Raw genomic sequence first — 19,630 nt, forward strand, 5'->3', positions numbered from 1 at the left:
TCTTCGGAGCGGTCACCGGCGTCAACGGGCTCGTACCGATCACCCAGCTCGTCGCCGGGTCCAAGTCCGTGACCGGTTTCTGGCTCCCCAGCCTCCGCGGTACGGAGGAGACCCACCCAACGGCCCGACGGAAGACAAAGCCCTGGCCGGGGCCGAGCCGGGCAAGGACGGCGAGAATTCGGACACCTACCGCCGGCTGCTGCCAGAGCCGCTCAGAACACGAGCAGGCCGTGCGCGGCGAAGGCGACACGGGAAGCGGCGGCCTGTTCGGCGGTCGGCCCGGGTGTGTCGGCGAGGGTGAACTCCATGCCCAACGCCTGCCACTTGGCGGCGCCGAGCTTGTGGAAGGGCAGCACGTCGACTCGGGTGACGTTGCCGAGCGAGGCGGCGAAGGCGGCGATGCCCTCGACGTTCTCGGCCGGGTTGGTCAGGCCGGGGACCAGGACGAACCGGACCCAGACCTCTTTGCCGAGGTCGGCCAGCCGACGCGCGAAGTCGAGGGTGGGGGCCAGGTCCCGGCCGGTCAGCCGACGGTACAGCCGCGGGTCCCAGGACTTGATGTCGAGCAGTACGAGGTCGACGTCGGCGAGCAGCGCGTCGGTGGCCCGGGCGCCGAGGTAGCCGGAGGTGTCCAGGGCGGTGTGCAGGCCCAGTTCGTGCTTGAAGCGGTGGAACAGCTCGCCGCTGAACACGGGTTGGAGCAGCGGCTCGCCGCCGCTGATGGTGGCGCCGCCACCACTGGTGTGGATGAACTTCGCGTATTTGGCGGCTTCCTGGACGATCTCGTCGGCGGCGGCGCGGCGGCCGTCGCGCAGGCGCCAGGTGTCCGGGTTGTGGCAGTAGAGGCAGCGCAGCGGGCAACCGGACAGGAAGGTGACGAAGCGGGTGCCGGGGCCGTCGACGCCGGTGGACAGGTCCCAGGAGTGCAGCATCCCGGTGACCGGCCGACCGGTGGCGGCCGCCGCCGGGGTGACCGCGAGCGAGCGAAGCGACGGAACCTCGGACGGGGCGGGTGTGCTCATTTCGGGCTCCAAAGAGTGAGGTGCCGGCGCCTCTGGTCGAGGACGGCGCCGGCACCTGGTCGGGGCGGTGGGAGGACTACAGTGCTTCGTGGAAGGTCCGGTTGACCACGTCGAGCTGCTGCTCACGGGTGAGGCGGACGAAGTTGACGGCGTAGCCGCTGACCCGGATGGTCAGCTGCGGGTACTTCTCGGGGTGTTCCATGGCGTCGAGCAGCGTTTCGCGGTCGAGCACGTTGACGTTCATGTGGAAGCCGCCTACCGCCGTGTAGCCGTCCAGCACGCCGGCCAGGTTCTTCACCCGCTCCTCGGGGCTGCGACCGAGCGCGTCGGGGGTGAGGGTGTTGGTCAGCGAGATGCCGTCCTCGGCCTCCTGGTACGGGAGTTTGGCGACCGACAGGGCGCTCGCGACGTAGCCGTGGCGGTCCCGGCCGTTCATCGGGTTGGCGCCCGGGGAGAACGGCTCGCCCGCCCGGCGACCGTCCGGGGTGTTGCCGGTCTTCTTGCCGTAGACCACGTTGGAGGTGATGGTCAGCACCGACTGGGTGTGCTCGGCACCGCGGTAGGTCGGGTACTTGCGCACCTTCGCCATGAACTCCTCGACCAGCCGCACCGCGATCGCGTCGGCCCGGTCGTCGTTGTTACCGTAGGCCGGGTACTCGCCGTCGATCTCGTAGTCGGTCACCAGCCCGGTCTCGTCCCGGATCGGCCTGACCGTCGCGTACTTGACGGCCGACAGGGAGTCGGCGGCCACCGCGAGACCCGCGATGCCGCAGGCCATGGTGCGCCGGATGTCGCGGTCGTGCAGGGCCATCTCGATGCGCTCGTAGGCGTACTTGTCGTGCATGTAGTGGATGACGTCGAGGGCGTGCACGTAGGTCTCGGCCAGCCAGTCCATCTGCTGGTCGAGCTTGGCGAGCAGCTCGTCGTAGTCGAGGACGTCACCGGTGATCGGACCGGTTTCGGGGCCGACCTGGGCGCCGGACTTCTCGTCCCGCCCGCCGTTGACCGCGTAGAGCAGGGTTTTGGCGAGGTTGACCCGGGCGCCGAAGAACTGCATCTGCTTGCCGACCGTCATCGCCGACACGCAGCAGGCGATCGCGGTGTCGTCACCGAGGCGCGGCCGCATCAGCTCGTCCGACTCGTACTGGATGCTGGAGGTGTCTATCGACACCTTGGCGCAGAACTCCTTGAAGCCCTGTGGCAGTTGCGGAGACCAGAAGACGGTCAGGTTCGGCTCGGGCGCGGGCCCCAGGTTGTAGAGCGTCTGCAGGAAGCGGAACGAGCTGCGGGTGACCAGCGGCCGCCCGTCCTGCCCGATGCCACCGATCGACTCGGTGACCCACGTCGGATCCCCGGAGAACAACTCGTCGTACTCCGGCGTGCGCAGGAACCGCACGATCCGCAGCTTGATCACGAAGTCGTCGACCAGTTCCTGCGCCTGACTTTCCGACAGCTCTCCTGCGAGCAGGTCGCGCTGGAGGTAGATGTCGAGGAAGGTGGAGGTGCGGCCGAGCGACATCGCCGCACCGTTCTGCTCCTTCACCGCCGCCAGGTAGGCGAAGTACAGCCACTGGATCGCCTCCCGCGCGCTCCCCGCCGGAGCGGAGATGTCCTGGCCGTAGCTCGCGGCCATCTCCTTCAGCTCGCCCAGCGCCCGGATCTGCTCGGCGAGTTCCTCGCGCTCGCGGATCACCTCCTCCAGCCGCTCGGGATCCCTGGGCAGTCGGTTCAGTTCGGCCTTCTCCGCCCGCTTGGCCTCGATCAGCCGGTCCACGCCGTAGAGGGCGACCCGCCGGTAGTCGCCGATGATGCGGCCCCGGCCGTAGGCGTCCGGGAGTCCGGTGATGATGCCGGCCTTGCGGGCGGCGAGGATCTCGGGGGTGTAGGCGTCGAAGACGGCGGCGTTGTGGGTCTTGCGGTACTCGGTGAAGACCTTGGCCAGCTCGGGGTCGACCGGGTACCCGTAGGTCTTCAGCGCGCCCTCGACCATCCGCCAGCCCCCGTTGGGCATGATCGCGCGCTTGAGCGGGGCATCGGTCTGCAGGCCGACGATCAGTTCCCGGTCCCGGTCGATGTACCCGGGCGCGTGCGCGGTGACGGACGAGGGGATGTCGTGGGCGACGTCGTACACGCCCTTGCGGCGCTCCTCGGGGAAGAGGTCGGTGATCTGCCGCCACACCGCGGTGGTGCGCTCGGTCGGGCCGGCGAGGAAGGAACCGTCGCCCTCGTAGGGGGTGTAGTTGTGCTGGATGAAGTCGCGCACGTCGATGGTGTCGCGCCACCGGCCGCCGTGGAATCCGTCCGAGGCGTTCAGGATCCGTTCGTGCTGCTGCGTGGTCATGTGATGTGCTCCCGTCGTGCTGTGGGTGGAGTCAGGCCTGGTCGCCGTAGTAGGCCTGGCGCATCAGCTGCTGCATGTCGTCGAGCATCGGCATGCGCGGGTTGGCCGGGGCGCACTGGTCCTCGTAGGCGTTCATCGCCTGCTGCGGCAGGGCGGCCAGGAAGGCGGACTCGTCGACTCCCGCGTCCTTGAAGGAGCGCGGGATGCCGACCCGGTCGCGCAGGTCCTCGACCGCGCGGGCCAGCGACTCGACTCCCTGCTCGGGGGTGTCGGCCGCCAGGCCGAGCATCTTCGCGATCTCCTGGTAGCGCTGCGGCGCCACGTAACTTCCGTACTTGGGCCAGCCGGTGACCTTCGCCGGGGCCGATCCGTTGTAGCGGATCGCGTACGGCAGCAGCAGCGCGTTGGTGCGGCCGTGGGCGACGTGGAAGGTGGCGCCCAGGGTGTGTGCCATCGCGTGCACCACACCGAGGAAGGCGGAGCCGAAGGCCATCCCGGCGATGGTGCCGGCGTTGTGCATCTTCTCCCGTGCGAGCGGGTCGTCGGCGCCGGCGGTGACGGCCCGCTCCAGGTACTCGAAGATCAGCCTGACACCCTGGAGGGCGAGGCCGTCGGTGAAGTCGTTGGCGTAGACCGAGGTGTAGGTCTCGATGCAGTGGGTGAGGGCGTCGAAGCCGGTGTCGGCGGTGACGGCCTTCGGCAGGTGGGTGGTGAGTGCGGGGTCGACGATGGCGACGCTGGGGGTGAGCGCGTAGTCGGCCAGCGGGTACTTCTGGCCGGTGGCGGTGTCGGTGATCACCGCGAAGGGGGTGACCTCGCTGCCGGTGCCCGAGGTGGTCGGGATGCACACGAGCTTCGCCTTCTCACCCAGGTCGGGGAAGGTGAAGGCGCGTTTGCGGATGTCGAAGAACTTCTCCTTCAGGTCGGCGAAGTCGACCTCCGGGTGCTCGTACATCAGCCACATCACCTTGGCCGCGTCCATCGGTGAGCCGCCGCCGAGCGCGATGATGGTGTCGGGCTGGAAGCCGCGCATCAGCTCGGCGCCCCTGCGGACGGTGTCGATGCTCGGGTTGGGCTCGACGAAGTCGACCACCCGCACCTCTACGGGCTCGCGGCGGCGGTCCAGGACATTGCGAATCCGTTCCAGGTGGCCGATCTCCACCATGGTCTTGTCCGTGACGATGACGATCCGGTGCGCGTTCGGCATGCTGGCCAGGTACTTGACGGAGTTGCGCTCGAAGTAGATCTTCGGCGGGACCTTGAACCACTGCATGTTGGTGTTGCGCCGCCCGATCCGCTTGATGTTGAGCAGGTTGAGCGCCGAGACGTTCCCGGCGACCGAGTTGTGGCCGTAACTGCCGCAGCCGAGGGTGAGCGAGGGAATGAAGGCGTTGTAGACGTCGCCGATGCCGCCCTGCGAGCTGGGCGCGTTCCAGATGATCCGGCACGCCTTGACCGCGTGGCCGAACTCCTCGACGAACGCCGCGTCCTCGGTGTGTACCGCGGCCGAGTGGCCGAGCCCGTTGAACTCGACTATCTGCTGTGCGAGTTGGATTCCCTGCGCACGGTCGGCGGCGCGGAGCACGGCCAATACCGGGCAGAGCTTCTCCCGGGTCAGCGGCTCGGCCGGGCCGACCCGCTCGGCCTCGACCAGGATGATCGAGGTGTCGGCGGGCACTGTGAAGCCGGCCGCCTCGGCAATCTGCGCGGCAGACTGGCCGACCACGGCCGCGTTCAGCCGGTCACCCGCGCACGAGTCGCCGTCACCCGTGCCGAACAGGTGACGCTCCAGCAGCGCCTTCTCCTGCGCCGTGGCCAAGTGCGCCTTCAGCCGGCGGAACTCGGCGATCGCCGCCTCGTGGATCTCCGCGTCGAGGATGACGGCCTGCTCGGAGGCGCAGATCATGCCGTTGTCGAAGGACTTGGACAGCACGATGTCGTTGACGGCGCGGCGCAGGTCCGCGCTCCGCTCGACGTAGGCCGGCACGTTGCCCGCGCCGACGCCGAGCGCGGGCTTGCCGCAGGAGTACGCGGCCTTGACCATCGCGTTGCCGCCGGTGGCCAGGATGGTCGCCACGTCCGGGTGGTTCATCAGCGTGCCGGTGGCCGCCATGGACGGCTGGTCGATCCACTGGATGCAGTGGGCCGGGGCGCCGGCCGCGACCGCCGCGTCCCGCACGATCCTGGCCGCCTCGGCCGAGCAGCGCTGGGCGGCGGGGTGGAAGGCAAGGACGATCGGGTTGCGGGTCTTCAGGGCCAGCAGGCACTTGAAGATGGTGGTGGAGGTGGGGTTGGTCACCGGCGTGATGCCGGCGACCACGCCGACCGGCTCGGCGATCTCCACGATGCCGTCGATCTCGTCACGGTGGACCACCCCGACCGTCTTCGTCCGGCCCATCACGTGGGTGACGTTCTCGCAGGCGAAGACGTTCTTGACGGCCTTGTCCTCGAAGACCCCGCGGCCGGTCTCCTCGACCGCCAGCGCCGCGAGGCCGGTGTGCTGGGCGAGTGCGGCCAGCGAGGCCTTCCTGACGATGTGGTCGACCTGCTCCTGGGTGAAGGAGGCGTACTCCGCGAGGGCCGTCAGGGCACCGGCCACCAGGGCGTCGACGGCGCTCACGGTGCTGTCCGGCTGGTCGGTCTGCGCTGCCTGCGGGGCTGTGGTCTGGTCGTGGGACTGCTGGCGGCGGGGCATCGGGATCACCTTTCGGGTTGTCGTCGTGGGCCGGCCGCCTGCGGCTGTCGCGCGGCCCGGCACGTCTCGAAGCCTTCCCCGTCAGCTGCTCCCAGGGGAGCGGCTGTTGGGGCACTGTCGCAGGCCCAAGGTCCCGGGTGCCGTCGGGCGGTTGGTCCCGCCGCAGGCCCGAGGCCGCCGCCACCAGGACGGTGGTGGCCAGGTCGTGGATCTCCTCGGTGTGTGCACACCTGCGGATGCCGGACCGCGACGGCGTGCTCGACCTCGTGCAGCACGCTCGTGCCGTCAAGGACGGCGGCGTGCCACTGCCCGAGTCGGCTCGGCAGTAGGTGCGGCATGAGGGGCTTCGCGTGCAGGATGCGCAGCGGGCGATCTCGCAGTGCTGCCTCCTCGGCGGCCCAGTCGGCGGCCGCCAGGATCCGCTGACGAGCCGTCGACTCCGACGGTGACGGGCAGCTGCGTGGTCGTCAACTCCTCTTGTCACTAACGTGATTGTCGGTTCAGCTCTGCCAGGTCCGCGACTCGGGCTCGGACAGGACGGCGGGGGTGGGACGCGCAGTGGCGGGCATGGCAGCGGGCTCCTCAGAAGCGCGGGACTGCGTTTGCCACCCAGCGTCACACCGCGGTCCCGCCACGCACAGGACCGATCGGGTCACGCCCCCGCCGCTCGCCCGGGACCTACGGCGAAGTCACCGGGACCGCGTGGCCCTGCTCTCGCTCGGCGGCCCGGCGAAGACTGGAAGCGCTTGCGACCAGCGCAGGTGCGCCACCAGGCGCCCGCTCCGACAGCTGGACGAACCATGATCGACAGCCAGCGCGAGAAGGCCTACCTGGTCGTAGGCGGCATCGGCTCGCTCGCGGCAGCCGCCTTCCTGATCCGGGACGCGGACCTCCCCGGCGAGAACATCCACATCTTGGAAGAGCTCCCCTCATGACAACGGACATACTCGCCGCCATCGACGGCTCACCCGAGAGCACCGCCGCCGCACTCTGGGCGGCCGACGAGGCCGCCAGCCGCGGACTCGCCCTTCGGCTGGTCCACGCACAGACCTGGCTGGACGACATCCACGCGGATCCCGGCCAGCCCGAGGACGTCCGGGCCCTGACCGCCCGGATGCTCGCCGAGACCGCCGAGCAGGTCCAGCGGCAGCACCCCGGACTGGAGGTCCGTACCGAGCTGCTGTCAGGCGGCGACCCGGTCGACCTGCTGGCGGCGGCCGATGCCGAGCTGCTGGTCCTCGGCTCACGCGGCCTGGGCGGCTTCACCGGCCTGCTGGTCGGCTCGGTCGGCCTGGCGGTCACGGCCCGCAGCGACTGCCCCACAGTGCTGGTCCGGGCTGCGCAGCCGGTTGCCACACCCGACGCCCGCGAGGTCGTTGTCGGCGTCGATACCCGGGAGCCTTCGGACACCGTGCTCGACTTCGCCTTCCGGCAGGCCGCGCTGCGCGGTACCCCGCTGCGCGCGGTCCACGGTTGGACGCCCCCATCGGTCTGGGGCTACGCGGGCTGGGTGTCGCCGCAGATCGAGAGTACCCAGTTCCAGGCCCTGGAAGCCGAGCTCCTGCATGCAGCCGTCGCCGGCTGGCGGGAGAAGTTCCCCGAGGTCGAGGTGATCGAGGACAGCCGTGTCGACACCGGTTCGGGGGCCGTGGTGGACGCCTCCGCCGACGCCGCACTGGTCGTCGTCGGACGCCGCCGGCGCCCACTCCCCCTCAGCGCGCGCCTCGGACCGGTTGCCCACGCCGTGGTCCACCACGCGCACGCACCGGTCGCCGTCGTCCCGCACGACTGAGGCTCTCGGTCGGGTCAGCACCGGCCCCGGACGCGACACCAACCATCCCGCAGAATGCCGCTGCCCGCCCGGAGGAGCACTCCGGACGGGCAGCGGCATCGGCCGTTCTCCGACCCCCGCGCCGCGACTGCTCTCAGGCCCTACGGACCGGCGGCGGGGTCCAGCGGCCGTCGAGCACCTCGGGCTTCGGTGCGTACAGGCGCATCGTGATCCCCAACGATCCCAACAGTGCCGGCAGCCAGTTCGCCTGTCGGTCCGGGCCGGGACTTCTGTGCGAGACGGGGATGTCGATGGAGCCGTCTGCGTTGTAGGTCAGCGAGTCCAGGTCGCCGAGGGCGAAGTGGTCGAGCTCAGCCGGTGCCGTCGCGGCCTGGTCAGAGCCCCTCACCGGCCCGTCCCCTGGCGGTGCGGACAGGAGGAGCCGGGAGCGGCCCCCACGCCACTCCCGGCTCCCGTGCCGCTCCGGCCCACCCCCACAGCGGACCGGGCTCGCGACCCGCGCCTCCTACTGCGCGGGAGTGATGAGGCCGTAGTGGCCGTCGTAGCGGTGGTAAAGGACGTTGCCCCGGCCGGTCGCGGTGTCGGTGAAGAAGACGAACGGCAGGCCGGTGAGGTCGATGCGCGACACCGCCTCGGCGACCGCGAGCCGCGGGGTCGGGGCATCGCCGGGGCCCGACCTCGCCGACGTGGTCAGGTCGGCCGAGGCCACCCGGTGGCCGCCGGTGCGTTCGTCGCGGTAGACCAGGCTGTCGTGGCCTGAGGCGGCGTCGGTGAACAGGTGGAAGTCGTAGTCCATGGCCTCCATCTCGAAGGCGGCGGCGAACGCGCTCTGGCGGGGCAGGCTGTAGGACTTCCGCCGGACGATCCGACGTTCCCGTGCGGCGCGCCCTCGGCGCTGCGGGCGGTGCTCGTGACCTGCGCCGTCGTACCAGGAGTGCGACCCGGCCTCGGGGCTGTCGTGGCGGTGGGCCTCCCGGTGGTGGCGGACGCGCGCCAGGCGAGCGTTCAGCCGGTCCTTCAGGAGGTCGACGGCCTCGTTCATGGTCGTGGCCGCCACGTGTGCGCGCACCGGCCGGCCCGCCAGGTCCACCACGGCCTGAGCCAGGGCGGGCCGGATCACCGCATGGTTGGGCTCCTGGGTGAGCTTGACCCGGGCCGCGAGGACCGGCTCGCCGAGGCGCTCGATCACGGCGAGGAGCTTGGTCCTGGCGTACTCGACGGACTCCGGCGACACCGCGCCGCGCAGCTCCACTGACACATCCGTGTCGGACTTGGCCTTCAGACGGTTCATCAGATGTCCTCCTCGATCGAGTTCAGCCTGTCGTGTGGGCGGGCCGCTTACCGAGGGCCGAAGGTCCCGGCCGCGGTGCCACGGGTCCCGGGTGGCCAACCGTCGAAGCCGTGCTGACGGTGGTGCCGGTGGTTCCGAGCAGGATGCCGAGCGCGTCGTCGAGCGGGCCGATCGCGGCCAGGCGGCCGGTACGTTCGGCGAAGGCGGCGGCGGCCTGCGCCTTGGGCCGCATCGAGCCCTCCGGCAGGTCAAGGGCGCGCAGCTGCCCGGGGGTGACCCGCACCAGTGGGCCGGGGTGGGCGGCGCCGAAGTGGCTGAACACGTGGGTGACGTCGGTGAGGATCAACAGGGCGTCGGCGCCGAGCTGTTCGGCCAGCAGGGCGGCGGCGAAGTCCTTGTCGACCACGGCCTCCACGCCGCGCAACTCACCGCTGTACGGGTTGCGAGTGACGGGCACGCCCCCGCCGCCCGCACAGATCACGACAGTTCCGTGGTTCAGAAGCTCCCGGATGACGGGCACTTCGAGCACGGCCCGCGGCCGGGGTGAGGGGACGACACGGCGGTGGTGCGAGCCGTCCTGGGCGCAGGTCCAGCCCCGGTCCAGCTCCAGACGTCGGGCCTGCTCGGCGGTGAGCTGTTGGCCGATGAACTTGTCGGGGTGCCGGAAGGCGGGGTCGTGCGGGTCGACCTCGGTGTGGGTGACCAGCGCGGCAGCCGACCGCCCCGGCAACCGGCTCGTCAGCTCGCGGGCGAGCAGGGTGCCGATCATGCCCTGGGTCTGGGCGCCGAGCACATCCAACGGGTAGGGAGCACTCAGCTCGGGGTCGGTGGCGCTCTCCACCGCGAGCAGGCCGATCTGCGGGCCGTTTCCGTGCACGACGACCAACTCGTGTCCGGCGTTGACGAGTTCGGCGAGCGAGGCGACGGCCTGGTGGACGTGGATCTGCTGGACGTCGGCGTCGGGGCGCTCCCCGCGCTGGAGGAGGGCATTTCCGCCGAGGGCGACGACGACACGCATGTCAGGCTCCCAGGGTGGCGACGAGGACGGCCTTGATGGTGTGCATGCGGTTCTCGGCCTGCTCGAAGACCAGTGAGGCGGGCGACTCGAATACCTCGTCGGTGACTTCCAGAGCGTCCAGCCCGTACTCGGCGAGCAGTTCGGCGCCGAGCTCGGTACGGCTGTCGTGCAGGGCCGGCAGGCAGTGCAGGAACGCGGTGTCCGGGTTGCCGGTGGCCGCGAGGACCTTGGCGTTCACCTGATAGGGCAGCAGCTGGGCGATCCGCTCGTGCCAGGTCTCGGCGGGCTCGCCCATCGAGACCCAGACGTCGGTGTAGAGGTAGTCGGCGCCGGCCACCGCCTCCTCGACCTCCTCGGTCAGGGTGAACGTTCCTCCGCTGCGATCACTCAGCGGCAGGCATTCGGCGACGAGTTCGGGATCGGGCCAGAGCGCGCGCGGCGCGGCGATCCGTACGTCCATGCCGAGCAGGGAGCCCATCACGGCCAGCGAGCGGGCGGTGTTGTTGCGGGCGTCCCCCAGGTAGCAGAAGGAGATCTCCTCGAGCGGCCTGCCGCTGTGCTCTCGCATGGTGAAGACGTCGCACAGGCTCTGGGTCGGGTGGCACTCGTCGGTGAGGCCGTTGTACACGGGAACCCGGGCGTGGCGGGCGAGTTCGGTGACGGTCTGCTGGGCGAAGCCTCGGTACTCTATGCCGTCGTACATCCGCTCCAGCACCCGGGCGGTGTCGGCGACGCTCTCCTTGTGGCCCAGGTGCGAGCTGTCGGGGCCGAGGTAGGTGGTGGTGGCGCCCTGGTCGGCAGCAGCGGTCTCGAAGGCGCACCGGGTCCGGGTGGAGTTCTTCTCGAAGATCAGCGCGATGCGGCGGCCGGTGAGCCGGGGCGTCTCGGTTCCTGCTCGCCGAGCCTGCTTCAACTCGGCCGCCAGGTCGAGGAGGTGGTGGATCTCGGCGGCGGTGAAGTCGAGCTCGCTCAGGTAGTCGCGGCCGCGCAGGCGGGCGGCCTCGATCCGGGTCGCGGGGGTACCGGTCGTGACGTGGCTGGTGGTCATCTTCTGCTCCTGGGTACCTAGTTGGCGGCGTCGCGCTGGATCGGGCAGCTCATGCACCGCGGTCCGCCGCGGCCGCGGCCGAGCTCGGAGCCGGCGATGGTGACGATCTCGATGCCCTGCTTGCGCAGGTAGGTGTTGGTGGTGGTGTTGCGCTCGTAACCGACGACCACACCGGGTTCGAGGGCGAGGAAGTTGCTACCGTCGTCCCACTGTTCGCGCTCGGCGGCGCGGGCGTCCTGCGGGGCGGAGAGGAATCGGACCTTGTCCAGGTCGAGCGCCTCTGCGAGCGAGGTCGCGAGGTCGGTGTCAGGGGTGACCTCGAAGCCGGCCGGGCGTTCGGGGGCGGGGGTGAGCGTCCAGGAGCGCAATTGGTCGGCCAGGCCCGGGTAGAGGGCGAAGGTGTCGCGATCGATCATGGTGAGCACGGTGTCCAGGTGCATGAACGCCCGGCTGCGCGGCAGCCGCACGGCGATCAGCCGGTGGGCCGTGCCGGTGAGGAAGAGCTGCTGGGCGAGCTGCTCGACGGCTTGCGCAGTGGTCCGCTCCCCCATGCCCACCATGACCACGCCGGGTCCCACCACATGGACGTCCCCGCCCTCCATCGTCACGCCGGGAGCCGCCGTGGTGCCGTCGAGCAGCGGCGGTGCGGTCTCGGCGAACAGCGGGTGGAAGCGGTAGATCGCCGCGGTGTGCAGGGTCTCCCGACGCCGGGCCGGGCGGGCCATCGGGTTGAGACTGTAACGGGCGCCGATCCAACAGGAGTTGTCGCGCGGGAAGAGGTGGTTGGGCAGCGGTGGCAGTGCGAAGTCCTGCTCGCCGACAGTGTGCCAGAGCAGGCTGTGCGGGCTGCGCAGCGGCAGGTCGTCCTTGAGGACACCGCCAATCAGGTACTCGGCCAGGGTGGCACCGTCCAGATCGTCGCAGAGCGCGCGGATCGGCTCCACCAGCGCCGGACCGACGCTGTCGGGGCTGACCACCTGGCCGAGCACCCAGGCTCGAGCCGGCGGGAGTTCGAGGGTTTGGGCGAGTAGGTCGGCGTAGTGGTGGACGCGTACGCCGTGGTCGCGCAGGACCTGGGCGAAGGCGTCGTGCTCCTCGCGGGCGCGCTTGGCCCACAGGATGTCGTCGAAGAGCAGCTCGTCGACGTTGCCGGGGGTCAGCCGGGACAGTTCGAGGCCGGGGCGGTGCAGGACAACCTGGCGGAGGCGGCCTGTTTCGGAGTCGACGTGAAGCGCGGACATGATTCCTCGGGATTCAGTGCTGGTGGCGCGGGGTGAGCGCGCGGCGGATGAGGGTCGGGAGCCCGATCGGGCGGGCGACGCGGGCGGCACTCGGCACTTCAATGACGCCGGGGGCGGGGTCCGTGGCGAGGGCAGCGGCGGCGGGTTCGGTCAGCGCGGCGGTGGCCTGGTCGGCATTCGGACGGGCCAGCCAGAGGTAGACCGGGATGCCGAGCAGGATGGCGAACAGGCCGTAGTAGACGGTCTGGTAGCCGCTGCCCTGGATCGACCAGTAGGAGAAGGCCAGCGCGAGGACCGCGACGAGGACATCGCGTACGAAACGCCGCCGGTCGAGTTCCGCCCGGCCGCGCTGCACCAGCCAGTACAGCTGTGCGGCGGCCGAGACCAGGTAGGGGATCACCGCGGTGAGCACGCTGAGCAGCACGATCTCGGTGAAGACCTTGGTGAAGCGGGTATAGCTGACGACGGTGAGCACCGAGGCGAGAACGGTGGCGGAGACAATGCCGAACGCCGGCACCTCGCTGCGGCCCCGCACCTTGGTGAACGCCTGCGGGAACAGCCCGTCCCGGGCTGCCGCCATCGGCATCTCCGCGCAGATCAGCGTCCAGCCGTTGAGCGCGCCGAGCCCGGAGATCACGGCGGCGACAGCGACCAGGTTGCCGGCCCAGTGGCCGCCGGCGATGTTGTTCACCGCGTCGGTGAACGGTGCGGTGGAGCTGCCAAGTCGGGCGTGCGGGACGGTGCCGAAGACCGCCAGGGTGCCCAGCAGGTAGATGGCCGCGCAGGCCAGCGTGCCGTACACGGTGGCCCGCGGCACGTTGCGCTTCGGGTCGCGGACCCGGCCGGCGGCCACCGAGGCGGTCTCCAGGCCGATATAGCTGAACATCGCGATCGCCCCGGCGGCCGAGACCGCGCCGAGGGCGGAGCCGCCGCTCGCGTTGAAGGCACCGAAGTTGCCGGCCTTGAGGAACAGCAGGCCCACCGTTGCCATGAAGGCCAGCGGCAGGAACTTCAGTATCGTGGTGACGACCTGGAACGCGCCGATATTGCGCACCCCGGTCAGGTTGACGGCAGCCGGCAGCCACAGGCCGACCAGCGCGATCACGATGGACGCCCAGGTGTGGTGTCCCTTGTTGACGAACACCTCGACGTAGCCGACCCAGGCAACCACGATGGCGGCATTGCCCGCCCAGGCGGTGATCCAGTACGACCAGGCGGTCAGGAACCCGGTGAACTCGCCGAACGCCTCGCGGGCGTAGACGTATGGGCCGCCGCTGCCGGGCATCCGCTCGGCGAGCCGCCCGAAGGTACCCGCCAGCGCGAGCGCCCCAACCGTGACGACCATGAAGGCCACCAGCGCGATCGGCCCGTAGGGCGCGAGTGCGGAGGGCAGTGCGAACACCCCGGTGCCGATCACGCTTCCGACGACCAGCGCGGTAGCGGCCGGCAGCCCGAAGGTCGTGGCGCGCGGCCCGGGTGCGCCGTCCGTCCCGTCACCCGTGGTGAGGGCTGCTGGTCTTCCGTGATCGTCTGCGGACATGAGGGGCTCCTTGCCGTGGGCTGGGGTATTCGGTCGGCGCAGTCGTACCCGGTGCACCGCGGAGATCGTCGAACGGCAGCACCACCCCGGGACAGGGACCCTCGGTCCCTCCCACGGACGCCACCGGTCCCGACACGAGGCCCGAGGGTCCCGCCGTGCCCACCGGCCAAATCGCCCTGAGCTGGCCTCAGAGCGCCGGGGCCGGAGGGGCGTAGGGGGACCACCGGCCCACCCCGGCGGTCCTGTCGGTCCCTGGGCGCGCCGGGCGGGCCACCCCCAGAGTGGTCGGGGGCCTGAGCCCCGGTCACATCCACCCGTTTCCCGGAAAGGCACTCAGGATGACGCGACAGGTTCTTGTAGGAATCGACGGATCACCGCAGAGCCAGACAGCAGCCGACTGGGCGGCCGCCGAGGCGCAGCGCAGCGGCGCACCGCTGCGGCTGCTGCACGCCTGGCCGTGGCTCACCGGCGCGAACTCCCCCGACACGGCGACCTCCTACCCGGGCGACCTGCGGACGGCCGCGCTCCACGCACTGACCGACACCGCGGACCGAATCCGCCGCGCACATCCCGGGCTGGCGGTCGAGACCGAAGTGATCGGCGACGAACCGGTCGACGCGCTGATGCACGCCTGCGCGGGGCAGTCGCTGCTGGTCCTGGGCTCGCGCGGTCTGGGCGGCTTCGCAGCGTTGCTGGTCGGCTCGGTCGGCCTCGCGGTGGCCGCGCGCGCCCCGGTCCCGGTCGTCCTGGTCCGTCCCGACTCCTGCCCCAATGCTGCAGCGCCCGGTGCGCAAGGCCCGACTGTGCGGGAGGTCGTGGTCGGACTGGACGCACACCACCCCGTCGACGCCGTCCTCGACTTCGCCTTCACCGAGGCCGGGCGGCGTGGGGCCAGGCTGCACGCGGTCCACGGCTGGAACCCACTGCCGGCCTGGTCGCTGGCGAACTGGGTACCGCCGCGCAGCGAGGTAGCCGCCCAGCAGGCGTGCGAGGAAGCCGAGTTGACGCAGATGCTCGCCTCGTGGCGGGAAAGGTACCCCGAGGTCGAGGTCGCCGAGCTGGTCCGGCTCGGCGGAGCAGCCGGTGTGCTGATGGACGCCTGCACCGGGGCCGACCTGGTCGTCGTCGGCCGCCGCGACCGCCGCCACGACCTCGGCCCGCGCCTCGGCCCGCGCCTCGGCCCGGTGGCTCACGCCGTGCTCCACCACGCCGCCACCCCAGTGGCGGTGGTTCCCCACCCGTGACCCCACCGCACGACCGACGGCCACCCACCACCAGCCCGCACGGCAGCACCGAAGGAGTACGACCATGTCCACCGCACCCGCCCCGGCCCCGCCCGCAGCCACGACCCGCCGGTGGCGCCGACATGTGCGCCGAGCCGTCGGTGTCGAGCGAAACCCGCTGACCCGTCCGCTGGACCGGGCCCGCAGCCGCGCACTGCTCGCCGCCGCCCTCGGTATCGTGCTGTCCGCGCTGCTCGGCACCGGCACCGCCCTGGCCGACCTCAGGCTCGCGCAGCAGCACTCCACGACGGCGCTCGCCCACCTGCACCACATCGAGGCGGTACTGCTCGGCCCGGTCCGTCAGACGTCCACCTCCCTCTCCTTCGCACCGCCCTCCTACCAGGCTCAGGCAGCCTGGACCTACCCGTCCGGACAGCCGCACACGGCAACCATCTCCGTGCCCGGCCGGGCCGCAGCCGGCTCCACCACCCCCATCTGGGTGAACGACACCGGCACCCTCGCCACCACACCGTCCACTGGCGCGGACACGACCGGCGAAGCGATCTTCATCGGCCTGTTCACCCTCGGCTGCCTCTCCGTCCTGGTCGCCACTGGCCTCGGCCTGCGCCTGCGCACGCTCGACCGCCGAGCAGCCCACGCCTGGCAGCGGTCCTGGGAGCGGCTGAAGCCGCTCGGGACCGGCCGAGCCGCCCCCCAAGCCCGGTATCACCGACCCGCATAACCGCTGAACGATCGTTACTGGAGCACAGCCCCGCATCACATGCCTCCCTGGCCGGGCCGCGACGCCGCCTCCTGCGGGGCCCAAGTGCCCGAGGGGATGGGGCCCGACCCATCCGCGGGCCTCACTCGCGCTCATATCGTCCGAGGGACTTCCTCCCTTCCCGGCCGAACCAGGAGGCCAGCATGTCGTCCACAGTTCTCAACGCCAAGGCACCGGAGAGGATGATCTCCGCGGCGGTTGCCGCGCCCTCGATCCACAACACCCGACCCTGGCGCTTCCGGCTGGATCCGCGGACCGCCACGGTCGACGTGCAAGCAGCCCCCGAGCGGACTCTGCTGATGGCCGACCCCACCGGACGCGCCCTGCACATCTGATCGGTGCGGCGCTGCTCAACCTCCGCATCGCCATCCGTCGTCTCGGCTGGGAGCCCGTCGTCCGGCTCCTGCCACGTCCGGCCGAACCAGATCTGCTCGCCGCCGTCCACCTGGCCGGATCGCCGCAGCACGCGCACGAGCAGGACCATGACTCGAACCTGTTCGACGCCATCTGGCAACGCCCCAGCAGCCGGCAGCCCTTCGCCGAGCGTGCGGTACCCGGTCGGCGCGGCGCGGACGGAGGGTGCGGTGCTGCGACTGCCGGGTGCGGCAGAGACCGAGCGACTGCTCTGCTTGACCGGCGAGGCAGAGCGCAGCACCACCGAGCCCCGGAGCCGGGCGGCGAGCGGCAACGCGATCCACGGCCTGCACAAAGGGCCCGAGGTCTGCCCGCCGACCACCAGCGCCCGGTACCTTTCGAGTCGCACCCGCTGATCGTCGTGCTCTCCACCGCGCACGACGCACCAGCCGACTGGATGCGTGCGGTCCAGGACTTGGAGCGGATCCTACTGCTGATCATTGCCCACGGGGCGCAGTCATCCCTGCTCTACCAGGCGATGGAGCGGCCCGAGCTGCGGTGGGCGATGCGGGATCCGCAGCACGGCACGGAGTACGTGCAGATGCTGATCCGGATGGGCTACGGTCCCGCCGGTCCCGCCACAACCGCAGGCCTGCGGCTGCGGTCCTGGAAGTCGGCGACGCACTCAGCGCTGACTATCATCGTCGGCAGCCGGCCCGGATAGGGCCCCGCTGTGGGGCTCCCCGGCTCGCTTCGAACCGTCGAGCAGGTCTGGACAGGTGTGGACCGCCCGCTGCGGCGTCGCGGACCTCCCCCGTGGGATTGCGCGGCCTGCCCAGACCGAAACAAGTCCGTGCCTGTACCGGGACCGATCGGTCGCTTGTGCCGTCTGCGAGAATCGACCGGCCGGGTGTCGGAACGAGGAGGACGCGCATGGGTGGGCACGTGACGCGGTCACGGGTTCCGCAGCTCAGACTGGACGAGCTGCTGGAGGAACTGCAGGCCCGGATCGACGCTGCCCGTGGGACGCGGGACCGGGTGCACAGCCTGCTGGAGGCGGTGCTGTCGGTCGGGCGGGAACTGGACCTGACCCAGGCGCTGCGTCGGATCGTCGAGGCGGCCGCCGTGCTGGTGGACGCCCGCTACGCGGCGCTCGGGGTGATCAGCCAGGATGGGGAGACCCTCTCGCAGTTCCTTACCGTGGGCATGTCCGAGCAGGAGGTCACCGCGATCGGGCCCTACCCGACCGGCAAGGGCCTGCTGGGCGAGCTGATCCACCATCCGGAGGCGCTGCGGCTCGGCGACCTCTCCTCGCACACCGCCTCCTACGGGTTCCCCGCCAACCACCCGCCGATGCGGACCTTCCTCGGGGTGCCCGTGCGGGTGCGCGAGGAGGTGTTCGGCAACCTCTACCTGACCGACAAGCGCGGCGGCGAGGACTTCGACGCCGACGACGAGTCGGTGATCGCCACCCTCGCGGTCGCCGCCGGCGTCGCGATCGACAACGCCCGCCTGTACGAGGAGGCGCAGCGTCAGCAGCGCTGGCTGAGTGCGAGCGCGGAGATCACCCGCAGCCTCCTCTCGGGCAGCTCGCGCGAGCAGGTGGTGGAGCTGATCGCGCAGCGGGCTCGGGAGATCACCGGTGCGGAGCTGGCCGATGTCGTGGTGCCGGAGGACGGCGGCGAGAGGCTGCGCCTGGATCTGGCACTCGGCGGCAAAGCGCACGCCCGGCAGAACATGGTCGTGCCGACGCAGGGCACCCTGTCGGGGGCCGCGTACGAGCAGGGCACCCCGGTGACCACCCCCGACCTGGCCGACGATCCCCGGCTGCCGACCGACCCTCGGCGCTCCGAGGGCCTTGGCCCCGCCGTAGCGGTCCCGCTCGGGCGGGCAGCGGGACACATCGACGCAGTACTGCTCCTGGCCCGGCCGGCAGGAGCGGCGGAGTTCACCGAGCGGGAGATCAGTCCGCTGCTCGGGTTCGCCGACCAGGCCGCCCTGGGGCTGGAACTGGCCGCACGCCGACATGACGCGGAGCAGCTGGCAATGCTGGAGGACCGCGACCGGATCGCGCGCGATCTGCACGACCTGGCGATCCAGCGGCTCTTCGCCACCGGGATGACGCTGCAGAGCGCGGCCCGGTTCATCGACCACTCCGGCGCCTCGGACCGGGTACTGCGCGCAGTGGGCGACCTCGACGAGACCATCAAGATCATCCGCTCGACGATCTTCGGCCTGCGAGCCCGGGACGAGGGCGCCTCGCAGGGACTGCGGGCGCGCGTGGTGCGGGTGGTGGAGGCGGCACAGACAGCCCTCGGCTTCGCGCCCAGGCTGAGCATGGAGGGGCTGCTGGACACCGACGTACCGGGCGAGGTCGCCGACCACGTGCTCGCAGTCCTGAGCGAGGCGCTGAGCAACTCGGCCCGGCACGCTCAGGCCGCACGGGTCGAGGTCGTGCTGCAGGCGACCGGCAAGGAGGTCGTGCTGACGGTGCGGGACGACGGCGTCGGAGTGCCGGAGCAGGGACGGCGCAGCGGGTTGCGCAACCTCGCCGAGCGGGCCGAAGGCCTGGGCGGTGCGATGGAGTTGACGGGACCGGCGGATGGCGGCACCAGGCTGGTGTGGTCCGTACCGCTTGGTCGTTGACCGAGAGGGCGGTGTCACTCCACGCGGGCGTCGGCGGCGGGCAGCGTTCGGCCGGCCACCAGTTCGTTCCGGATGCGGACGGACACCAGGTCCGTAGGCTCAGCGGGGCTGGGGCGGGCGTGGTCCTCGACCACGTCGGCCCAGCCCAGGACGGTCACGGTCCAGCCGCTGCCGTCCGTCTCATCGACCTCGCTCACCTCGAAGGCGACCAGCGCCCCGCAGACCGCGCGCACCAGCTCGGAGCCCGCGGTGGCGCGAACCAGCACGCTGCCGTCGCCGGCGAGGCGGTAGGGGACCGGCAGGACGGCCGGCAGAGCACCGACGGTGTAAACGACGCGGCCCACCGACCGCGCGGCCAGCAGCCGCCGGCACTGCCGCTCGTCCAGCGGGGTGTGGTCAGGTGTCATGGCATCGATCCTCATCCCCGGCCCGTCCCAGCGGGAGGGGCTCATGGTCCTCGCGCCCGGGCCGAGTGGCCCCTCGGCGGCAGTCTCGGTCCCGTCGCCGGACGAGCGACCGGTCGCCCGAAAGCGCGGGGCTAGTTGCAATACCAGTGACTTAGTGATTCCAGGCTCGGGGAACCTTGGTCGGAGGGTTGGTCGGGGCGGTCCTGTAGTGGGGCGCGATGGCGACCGCTT

17 protein-coding genes are annotated in these 19,630 nt (G+C 71.1%); 6 read left to right on the forward strand and 11 right to left on the reverse strand.

The genetic code is table 11. The annotated features are described in order from the left end of the window. Positions 1 to 212 precede the first annotated feature (212 nt). The 3 genes from pflA to adhE form a co-directional block, all read right to left on the reverse strand. Entirely contained in the window at positions 213 to 1,022 is an 810-nt protein-coding gene (gene pflA / locus AB0J08_RS38060) for a pyruvate formate-lyase-activating protein (protein WP_360643560.1), read from the reverse strand. A 76-nt stretch (positions 1,023 to 1,098) separates the two neighbouring features. Then, entirely contained in the window at positions 1,099 to 3,363 is a 2,265-nt protein-coding gene (gene pflB / locus AB0J08_RS38065; protein WP_360643563.1) for a formate C-acetyltransferase, read from the reverse strand. Positions 3,364 to 3,394: 31 nt separating this feature from the next. Continuing rightward, positions 3,395 to 6,058, reverse strand: coding sequence for a bifunctional acetaldehyde-CoA/alcohol dehydrogenase (gene adhE, locus AB0J08_RS38070; protein WP_360643566.1), 2,664 nt, complete (start codon positions 6,056 to 6,058; stop codon positions 3,395 to 3,397). Positions 6,059 to 6,858: 800 nt separating this feature from the next. Between adhE and AB0J08_RS38075 the strand changes: the two genes are divergently transcribed. Together AB0J08_RS38075 and AB0J08_RS38080 are read left to right on the forward strand one after the other, a co-directional pair. Beyond that, entirely contained in the window at positions 6,859 to 6,993 is a 135-nt protein-coding gene (locus AB0J08_RS38075) for an oleate hydratase (protein WP_360643569.1), read from the forward strand. Further along, on the forward strand, positions 6,990 to 7,850 hold the full coding sequence (locus AB0J08_RS38080) for a universal stress protein (RefSeq protein WP_360643572.1): 861 nt from the start codon (positions 6,990 to 6,992) through the stop codon (positions 7,848 to 7,850). The genes AB0J08_RS38075 and AB0J08_RS38080 overlap by 4 nt, the downstream gene beginning before the upstream one ends. 133 nt (positions 7,851 to 7,983) lie before the next feature. Here AB0J08_RS38080 and AB0J08_RS38085 read toward each other — a convergent pair whose 3' ends face one another. The 6 genes from AB0J08_RS38085 to AB0J08_RS38110 form a co-directional block, all read right to left on the reverse strand. Continuing rightward, positions 7,984 to 8,238: a DUF1214 domain-containing protein gene (locus tag AB0J08_RS38085; RefSeq protein WP_360643575.1), complete on the reverse strand. Its 255-nt coding sequence runs from the start codon at positions 8,236 to 8,238 to the stop codon at positions 7,984 to 7,986. A 117-nt stretch (positions 8,239 to 8,355) separates the two neighbouring features. Continuing rightward, on the reverse strand, positions 8,356 to 9,141 hold the full coding sequence (locus AB0J08_RS38090) for a sigma 54 modulation/S30EA ribosomal C-terminal domain-containing protein (protein ID WP_360643578.1): 786 nt from the start codon (positions 9,139 to 9,141) through the stop codon (positions 8,356 to 8,358). A 22-nt stretch (positions 9,142 to 9,163) separates the two neighbouring features. Then, on the reverse strand, positions 9,164 to 10,159 hold the full coding sequence (locus tag AB0J08_RS38095) for a carbamate kinase (protein ID WP_360643580.1): 996 nt from the start codon (positions 10,157 to 10,159) through the stop codon (positions 9,164 to 9,166). A gap of 1 nt (position 10,160) precedes the next feature. Beyond that, on the reverse strand, positions 10,161 to 11,207 hold the full coding sequence (gene argF / locus AB0J08_RS38100) for an ornithine carbamoyltransferase (protein ID WP_360643582.1): 1,047 nt from the start codon (positions 11,205 to 11,207) through the stop codon (positions 10,161 to 10,163). A 17-nt stretch (positions 11,208 to 11,224) separates the two neighbouring features. Continuing rightward, the gene (locus tag AB0J08_RS38105; protein ID WP_360643585.1) at positions 11,225 to 12,448 is read right to left on the reverse strand and encodes an arginine deiminase; all 1,224 of its coding nucleotides are present in this window, start codon (positions 12,446 to 12,448) and stop codon (positions 11,225 to 11,227) included. 13 nt (positions 12,449 to 12,461) lie between these two features. Next, on the reverse strand, positions 12,462 to 13,988 hold the full coding sequence (locus AB0J08_RS38110) for an amino acid permease (RefSeq protein WP_360643588.1): 1,527 nt from the start codon (positions 13,986 to 13,988) through the stop codon (positions 12,462 to 12,464). A gap of 338 nt (positions 13,989 to 14,326) precedes the next feature. Here AB0J08_RS38110 and AB0J08_RS38115 point away from each other — a divergent pair, with 338 nt between their 5' ends. Both AB0J08_RS38115 and AB0J08_RS38120 read left to right on the forward strand, forming a co-directional pair. Further along, positions 14,327 to 15,232 carry a universal stress protein gene (locus AB0J08_RS38115; protein ID WP_360643591.1) on the forward strand — a complete coding sequence of 302 codons (906 nt, stop codon included), beginning with the start codon at positions 14,327 to 14,329 and terminating at the stop codon, positions 15,230 to 15,232. Positions 15,233 to 15,296: 64 nt separating this feature from the next. Continuing rightward, positions 15,297 to 15,953, forward strand: coding sequence for a hypothetical protein (locus AB0J08_RS38120; RefSeq protein WP_360643594.1), 657 nt, complete (start codon positions 15,297 to 15,299; stop codon positions 15,951 to 15,953). Positions 15,954 to 16,074: 121 nt separating this feature from the next. Here AB0J08_RS38120 and AB0J08_RS38125 read toward each other — a convergent pair whose 3' ends face one another. Next, on the reverse strand, positions 16,075 to 16,755 hold the full coding sequence (locus AB0J08_RS38125; RefSeq protein ID WP_360643597.1) for a hypothetical protein: 681 nt from the start codon (positions 16,753 to 16,755) through the stop codon (positions 16,075 to 16,077). A 66-nt stretch (positions 16,756 to 16,821) separates the two neighbouring features. Here AB0J08_RS38125 and AB0J08_RS38130 point away from each other — a divergent pair, with 66 nt between their 5' ends. Together AB0J08_RS38130 and AB0J08_RS38135 are read left to right on the forward strand one after the other, a co-directional pair. Further along, on the forward strand, positions 16,822 to 17,070 hold the full coding sequence (locus tag AB0J08_RS38130) for a hypothetical protein (RefSeq protein WP_360643600.1): 249 nt from the start codon (positions 16,822 to 16,824) through the stop codon (positions 17,068 to 17,070). 209 nt (positions 17,071 to 17,279) lie between these two features. Further along, the gene (locus AB0J08_RS38135; protein WP_360643603.1) at positions 17,280 to 18,992 is read left to right on the forward strand and encodes a GAF domain-containing sensor histidine kinase; all 1,713 of its coding nucleotides are present in this window, start codon (positions 17,280 to 17,282) and stop codon (positions 18,990 to 18,992) included. A 14-nt stretch (positions 18,993 to 19,006) separates the two neighbouring features. Here AB0J08_RS38135 and AB0J08_RS38140 read toward each other — a convergent pair whose 3' ends face one another. Further along, the gene (locus AB0J08_RS38140) at positions 19,007 to 19,399 is read right to left on the reverse strand and encodes a pyridoxamine 5'-phosphate oxidase family protein (protein ID WP_360643606.1); all 393 of its coding nucleotides are present in this window, start codon (positions 19,397 to 19,399) and stop codon (positions 19,007 to 19,009) included. Between the last annotated feature and the right edge of the window lie 231 nt (positions 19,400 to 19,630).

Source organism: Kitasatospora sp. NPDC050463, from assembly GCF_040655255.1.
Classification (GTDB): Bacteria; Actinomycetota; Actinomycetes; order Streptomycetales; family Streptomycetaceae; genus Kitasatospora.